1 protein-coding gene is annotated in these 323 nt (G+C 62.5%); it reads left to right on the top strand.

Annotated elements, in window-relative coordinates:
* Window positions 1–323 (top strand): hypothetical protein (locus HX778_RS24980; protein WP_218167274.1); only part of this gene is annotated, 323 nt, incomplete at both ends.

Genomic DNA, 323 nt, shown 5'->3' with positions numbered 1-323 from the left:
GCAATGTGCAGTCCAACGACGTTGCGCTGGCGGCCGTGGATGCCGGCAAGGTGTTCGCTTCGGCCCAGGTGTTCAACAACCAGGCGGACCCGGGTGAGTCGCTGTCCATCGGCAATGCTCTCAACAAGGCATCGCTGGGCGGTAGCGCTCTGAACGGCGCCAAGGGCACCATCGGCGTGAACATCGCTGCTGGCGCGGGTGAGCTGCAAGAGAACGGTATGGCTGCATCGACCAACACCTCGGGTCGTATCGCCAAGGCCACCGACTACAACAAGCAGTCGGCTGACAACAACTCGCTGCGCCTGAATGGTTGCGATCCGACC

This window comes from Cedecea sp. P7760 (assembly GCF_013386425.1).
Lineage (GTDB): Bacteria > Pseudomonadota > Gammaproteobacteria > Enterobacterales > Enterobacteriaceae > Cedecea > Cedecea selenatireducens.
The sequence above is the reverse complement of the archived record's forward strand: the minus strand, read 5'-3'. Positions and strand labels throughout refer to the sequence as shown.